Source organism: Streptomyces otsuchiensis (assembly GCF_004305975.1).
GTDB lineage: Bacteria > Actinomycetota > Actinomycetes > Streptomycetales > Streptomycetaceae > Streptomyces > Streptomyces otsuchiensis.
Genome location: NZ_BHZI01000317.1, coordinates 1 through 6241 on the forward strand (window position 1 = coordinate 1; position 6241 = coordinate 6241).

Annotated in this window: 6 protein-coding genes; 5 read left to right on the plus strand and 1 reads right to left on the minus strand. The window is 71.0% G+C overall.

Going from position 1 to position 6241, the window contains the following annotated elements; genetic code table 11:
* Positions 1-125 precede the first annotated feature (125 nt).
* The 4 genes from E0D90_RS26775 to E0D90_RS22550 all read left to right on the plus strand — a co-directional run bounded on the left by E0D90_RS26775 (position 126) and on the right by E0D90_RS22550 (position 3977).
* Positions 126-293, plus strand: coding sequence for a hypothetical protein (locus E0D90_RS26775; protein WP_157996916.1), 168 nt, complete (start codon positions 126-128; stop codon positions 291-293).
* Between the two features lie 64 nt (positions 294-357).
* Positions 358-867, plus strand: a complete 510-nt coding sequence (locus E0D90_RS22540; protein WP_130799846.1) for a DinB family protein — start codon at positions 358-360, stop codon at positions 865-867.
* 160 nt (positions 868-1027) lie between these two features.
* Positions 1028-3247, plus strand: coding sequence for an NADP-dependent isocitrate dehydrogenase (locus E0D90_RS22545; RefSeq protein WP_130799847.1), 2220 nt, complete (start codon positions 1028-1030; stop codon positions 3245-3247).
* Between the two features lie 268 nt (positions 3248-3515).
* Entirely contained in the window at positions 3516-3977 is a 462-nt protein-coding gene (locus E0D90_RS22550) for a VOC family protein (protein WP_130799848.1), read from the plus strand.
* Positions 3978-4244: 267 nt separating this feature from the next.
* Here the strand turns inward: E0D90_RS22550 and E0D90_RS22555 are convergent, their stop codons facing one another.
* Positions 4245-4814 (minus strand): TetR/AcrR family transcriptional regulator, encoded by a 570-nt coding sequence (locus tag E0D90_RS22555; RefSeq protein WP_130799849.1) that lies wholly within the window; start codon positions 4812-4814, stop codon positions 4245-4247.
* A gap of 103 nt (positions 4815-4917) precedes the next feature.
* Between E0D90_RS22555 and E0D90_RS22560 the strand changes: the two genes are divergently transcribed.
* Complete coding sequence (locus E0D90_RS22560; protein WP_130799850.1) at positions 4918-5829, plus strand: alpha/beta hydrolase family protein; 912 nt, start codon at positions 4918-4920, stop codon at positions 5827-5829.
* Positions 5830-6241: the final 412 nt, after the last annotated feature.

The following is a 6241-nucleotide window of genomic DNA, read 5'->3' on the forward strand; positions in this document are numbered from 1 at the left end:
CACCAACCGAGTCACCGCCATCGTGAAGACGATCCCCGCCCTTCGTCACGCCTCAACCTGAGGTTGGAAAAGGCTCACTGGCCGCTCTCCCCCACCACGGGCCCCGCGCGGGAGGCACCGACCGGGTGGCGCTGCTCCACCGGCAGGTCGTCACCGCCTTCGAACCGGCCGAGCGGTACGGCGCGCGGCAGCCGGTCCTCCTCGTCGAATCCAGCGGGCCGGCGCCCCTCTCCGAGCTGTTCGACCGGTTCGGCCGGGGCGAGGCCGGCATCGCCGTCCTCAACACGGAGTGACCCCTCCCCTGGGCACACCCGCTTTCCACCCGACTGCCACCCACCCCGAGAGAGGCGGCCCGGCATGACCGCGGACGAACGCGTCGGACCACCGCTGACCGGCTCCGAGCGCGAGACCCTGCGCGGCTTTCTCGACTACCAGCGCGCCACGCTCGCCATGAAGTGCCGCGGCCTGGACGACGACGCGCTGCGCCAGCGCTCCATGCCGCCGTCGACGCTGACGCTGCTCGGCCTGGTCCGGCATCTCGCGGAGGTGGAGCGCGCCTGGTTCCGGCGGGTCTTCGAGGACAACGCCGCGCCCATGGTGTGGTCGGACCGGACCGACTTCCAGGCGGCCTACGACGCGAGCCGTTCCACCCGGGCGGAGGCGTTCACCGCCTGGGAGGCCGAGGTCGAGCGCTCCCGCCGGATCGAGCGCGAGGCCGCGACGCTCGATGTCACCGGCCTCCAGCCCCGGAACGGCGCGACGGTCTCGCTGCGGCTGGTCATGGTCCACGTGACGCTGGAGTACGCCCGCCACAACGGTCACGCCGACCTGTTGCGCGAGGGCCTCGACGGCACCGTGGGCGCCTGATCGGACACCCGCCCGTCACCCTCCGGCACTCCTGCCACCGGTGCACGCACGGACACGCGGAGTCACCGCTGGGTCCCCCCGGCAGGGGCACTGTCGCACCGCGCCCCTTCGCGAGATATCTTGACGTCAAGCAATGTTGCAGACGTGGAGCGGAGTACCGGTGACTGACTCGACCATCATCTACACCCACACCGACGAGGCGCCGGCCCTGGCGACGTATTCCTTCTTGCCGGTGATCCGGGCCTACGCCTCGACGGCCGGAGTCGGCGTCGAGCGGCGGGACATCTCGCTGGCGGGCCGGATCGTCGCGCACTTCCCGGAGCGTCTGGAAGAGGGCCAGCGCATCGACGACGCCCTCGCCGAGCTGGGCGAGCTGGCCAAGACCCCCGGCGCCAACATCATCAAGCTGCCGAACATCTCGGCGTCGATCCCGCAGCTCAAGGCCGCCATCGCGGAGCTCCAGAAGCAGGGCTACAACCTGCCGGACTTCCCCGACGAGCCCAAGACCGACGAGGAGCGCGACACGCGCGCCCGCTACGGCAAGGTGCTCGGCAGCGCGGTCAACCCGGTGCTGCGCGAGGGCAACTCCGACCGCCGCGCGCCCGCCTCGGTGAAGAACTACGCCAAGGCCCACCCGCACCGCATGGGCGCCTGGTCCGCCGACTCCAAGACCAACGTCGCCCACATGACCGGTGACGACTTCCGCTCCACCGAGAAGTCCGCGGTCGTCCCCGCCGACGGCACGCTCCGCATCGAGCTGCACGGCGACGACGGCACCACCACCGTGCTGCGCGAGTCCGTACCGGTACTCGCCGGCGAGGTCGTCGACGCCGCCGTGATGCGCGTCGCCGTGCTGCGCGAGTTCCTCGCCGCGCAGGTGGCCCGCGCCAAGGCCGAGGGCGTGCTGTTCTCGATCCACCTCAAGGCCACGATGATGAAGGTCTCCGACCCGATCATCTTCGGCCATGTGGTCCGCGCCTTCTTCCCGAAGACCTTCGCCGACCACGGCGCGGCCCTCGCCGCCGCCGGCCTCACCCCCAACGACGGCCTCGGCGGCATCCTCGCCGGCCTGGAGTCGCTGCCGAACGGCGCCGAGATCAAGGCGTCCTTCGAGGCCGAGCTCGCCGACGGCCCGGCGCTCGCCATGGTCGACTCCGACCGCGGCATCACCAACCTGCACGTGCCGAGCGACGTCATCGTCGACGCCTCGATGCCGGCCATGATCCGCACCTCCGGCCACATGTGGGGCCCGGACGGCGAGGAGGCCGACACCATCGCGGTGCTGCCCGACAGCAGCTACGCGGGCGTGTACCAGGCCGTGCTGGACGACTGCCGCGCCAACGGCGCCTTCGACCCCTCCACCATGGGCTCGGTGCCCAACGTCGGTCTGATGGCGCAGAAGGCCGAGGAGTACGGCAGCCACGACAAGACCTTCGAGATCCCCACCACGGGCACCGTCCGGGTGGTCGACGCCTCCGGCGACGTCGTGCTGGAGCACGCGGTCAGCGAGGGCGACATCTGGCGCATGTGCCAGACCAAGGACGCCCCGATCCGCGACTGGGTCAAGCTCGCCGTCACCCGCGCCCGCGCCACCGGCGACCCGGCCGTCTTCTGGCTGGACTCCACCCGCGCCCACGACGCCAACCTCATCGCCAAGGTCAACACCTACCTGGCCGACCACGACACCGACGGCCTGCGCATTGAGATCCTCGCGCCGGTCGAGGCCACCGCGCTCTCCCTGGAGCGCATCCGCCGCGGCGAGAACACCATCTCCGTCACCGGCAACGTGCTGCGCGACTACCTGACCGACCTCTTCCCCATCCTGGAGCTGGGCACCAGCGCCAAGATGCTGTCGGTCGTGCCGCTGATGAACGGCGGCGGTCTCTTCGAGACCGGCGCCGGCGGCTCCGCCCCGAAGCACGTCCAGCAGCTGACCAAGGAGAACTACCTCCGCTGGGACAGCCTGGGCGAGTTCCTCGCGCTGGCCGTCAGCTTCGAGCACCTGGCGCAGACCACCGGCAACGCCCGCGCCCAGATCCTCGCCGACACCCTGGACCGCGCGACCGCGACCTTCCTCAACGAGGACAAGTCGCCCAGCCGGCGCCTCGGCGGCATCGACAACCGCGGCAGCCACTTCTACCTGGCGCTGTACTGGGCCCAGGAGCTGGCCGGCCAGACCCAGGACACCGAGCTGTCGGCCGCGTTCTCCGCGCTGGCGGCGATGCTCGCCGAGCAGGAGCAGACCATCGTGGACGAGCTGATCGCCGTCCAGGGCTCCCCGGCCGACATCGGCGGCTACTACCAGCCGGACTTCGACAAGGCCTCCGCCGTGATGCGCCCGTCGAAGACCCTCAACGACGCCCTGGCCACCCTCGGCTGACCGGCGACACCGCGACACCGCGACACCGCGACACCGCGACACCGAGTAGTACCCCCGCAGGACCACCGACGGCGGGGGAGGCGGCGCCCCACGGCGCCCCTCCCCCGCCGTCGGCGCGTCCGGGAGCGCCGGGGCGCCACCGCCGTTCACGGCACGAACGCGCGGTACCGGCTTCTGTCAGTCGGCGGCGGTACGGTGCGAGCCGAGTGCCGCCCGACGAGGCCGCACGCACGACGCGTGCCCTCGAACCTCCGCGAACGGAGCACCGATGAGCCGTCACATCCAGGTCACCTTCGACGCCAACGACCCGCGCGTACTCTCCACCTTCTGGCGCGAGGTCCTCGGCTACGTCCACCCCGCCCCGCCCGGAACCGACCTCCCCGAGGGCGCGGACCCGCTCGCCGCCTGGGACGACTTCCTCGCCGGAATGGGCGTACCGGAGGAGCGCCGCAACGACGCCTCGGCCCTGGAGGACCCGGACGGGCAGGGCCCGCGGATCTTCTTCCAGCGCGTACCGGAGGGCAAGACCGCCAAGAACCGCGTCCACCTCGACGTCCGCGCGGCCCCCGGCCTCCAGGGCGACGACCGCATGGCCGCACTCGAAGCCGAGTGCGACCGCCTCCTCCCCCTGGGCGCGACGCGCGTCAGCCGGCACGAGCCCGAACCTCCGATGAGCGCCGGCTTCATCGTCATGACCGACCCCGAGGGCAACGAGTTCTGCCTGGACTGACCGGCCGCCACGGCTGCCTCAACGACACAGCCAGACCCAGCAGTTGGCCGAACGGGTCTCCCAGACCGCAGGCCACACGCCGCGTGCGCGCCCACCGGGGACGGGGGCGGTTTGACGTGGAGGCGCCCTGCGTCGGCCCGGGCCGGGCCGACCAAGCGTCCGTCCCGATCCGGTGCGGGCTGACAGGGTGTACGCCTCCCGGCCGACTGCCACGAGCGTCACTCGGCCGGGTGCGGGATCAACCGCCTCAGAGGCACCGCACTGTCGCTATGCCTTGCGACGGCATCCGTCGAGGAGGGTTGCGACCATGTGCTTGGCGTCGGCCTGGTCGTAGTCGGGTCCGGTGATACAGAGGTTCCCGATGGCGCGCATGAGTACGTAGGCGGTGATACCGGGGCTGATTTCGTCGGCATCGACGCAGGCGTCGAGCAGCGTTTCACAGGCTGGCACCAGGGTGTCGAGCATGAGGGCGTGGAGATTCTCCAGCCCTGGATCACCGGACCCCAAGGCGGCACCGAGGCCATGTTTGGTCACCAGGAACTCCACGAACGCGTCCGCCCAACGAGTCAGGGCGGCGAACGGGGAGCCTGGTTCCTCCAGGAGCCGGGGCGCGAGTGCGGCGCATGTGTCGATCTGGTGCCGGTAGACGGCGGTGACGAGATCCGCCCGGGTCGGGAAGTTCCGGTAGATCGTGCCGACGCCGACGCCGGCCCGTTCAGCGATGTCGCGGATGGGAGCTTGGACGCCCTGGTCCACGAAGACCGCCGATGCGGCCGCCAGCACGCCGCTGCGGGTGCGCTGCGCCTGTGCTTGCCGTACTCCGACCGCTTCCGGCACGAGACCCTCTCTTTACTCGCGGAACAATGTTCCGCTAAGTTGGCGGAACGACGCTCCGCCAAAGTATGGCAGAGCGGCCCCATGGAGAAAGCGCAGGACCCCCATGCCTTCCGGTCAACTCGACCAGCGGATCGTCGCGGTCAAGCCCATCACCGTTCCCGCGCCCGGCCGCAGCATCGACCTACAGGTGAAGGTCACCGCTCCGCTGTCAGGGCGGAACCTCCCCGTCATCGTGTTCTCCCACGGCAACGCATGGTCCCTGGACGGATACGAACCCCTTGTCGACCGGTGGGCAGCCGCCGGATTCGTCGTGGTGCAGCCCTCCCACCTGGACTCCCGCCGCAACGGCATCGGATGGGACGACCCGCGCTTCGCCACCATCTGGCGCGTCAGGATCGCCGACATCCACGCGATCCTCGACGACCTCCCCGACATACTTGCCCAGGCCGGCGACCTGCCGGAGCGTACCGACCTCGAGCGTGTCGCGGTCGTCGGACACTCCTGGGGCGCCCAGACCGCCGGCGCGATCCTCGGCGCGCGCGTGCTCGACGCCGACGGCATTCCCGGAGAGGACTTCTCCCACTCCGCGGTCTCGGCCGGCGCACTGATCGCCGCGACCGGAACCGGCGACACCCTCACCCCGTTCGCCGCCGAACACCTTCCGTTCATGAGGCCGGACTACTCCACCATGACGACCCCGGCCCTGGTCATCGCGGGCGGCAAGGACCAGTCCCAGCTCTCCTCACGGGGCGCGGAGTGGTTCACCGATGCCTACCACCTCAGCCCGTCCCCGAAGAGCCTGCTCGCCATCGCCGAGGGCGAACACACCCTGGGCGGCCTCGCCGGCGAGGAGGCCGCCGAGACCACCGACGAGGACCCCGCCCGCGTCGCCCTCGTCGCCGACACGATCTCCGCCTACCTCCACGACGCCCTCAAGGTCGACGACGCCGCGTGGACCGCCCTCGACAACGCCGCCGCGGCTGGCGACGGCATATGGAGCATCACCAGCAAGTGAGCCCAGCCAGACCACACTGCCGACCGCAACCGGCTGCGGCTGCCTGCGCCGTTGCGGAATCCGCTGCACGATTTCCGAAGAGGCCCGCCGTGATCCCCAATTGCAGGGCGGCTCGCGGCGGCCAACCTCCGTGAGCGCCACGCGCTCGCGTGACCAGCGCTTTCGGCCCCACGGCCTCGCGGGAAGTCCTACGTGGGCATGTCCCATGTGGTTTCGGCGCGGGAGAGCCGGTGTGCTCCGTCGGGGCGGATCGTGAGCCGCGTGATCAGTGACGGGTCCGTTCCGCGCGGCGGTCGTCGTCAGACCGCCCGGGCTCGCAGGTCACCGAAGCGGATTCGATCGGCGGACAGGCGCAGGGAGATCGCGCGGGCGAGAGCCGCCGGGGGTGCGGGCACGCGGCGAGGGCCTGTCA

Bases quoted from the DNA above. Each gene is read 5' to 3' on its own strand.
- E0D90_RS22560 (WP_130799850.1), top strand. From the start codon at position 4,918: ATGCCTTCCGGTCAACTCGACCAGCGGATCGTCGCGGTCAAGCCCATC.
- E0D90_RS22550 (WP_130799848.1), top strand. From the start codon at position 3,516: ATGAGCCGTCACATCCAGGTCACCTTCGACGCCAACGACCCGCGCGTA.
- E0D90_RS22540 (WP_130799846.1), top strand. From the start codon at position 358: ATGACCGCGGACGAACGCGTCGGACCACCGCTGACCGGCTCCGAGCGC.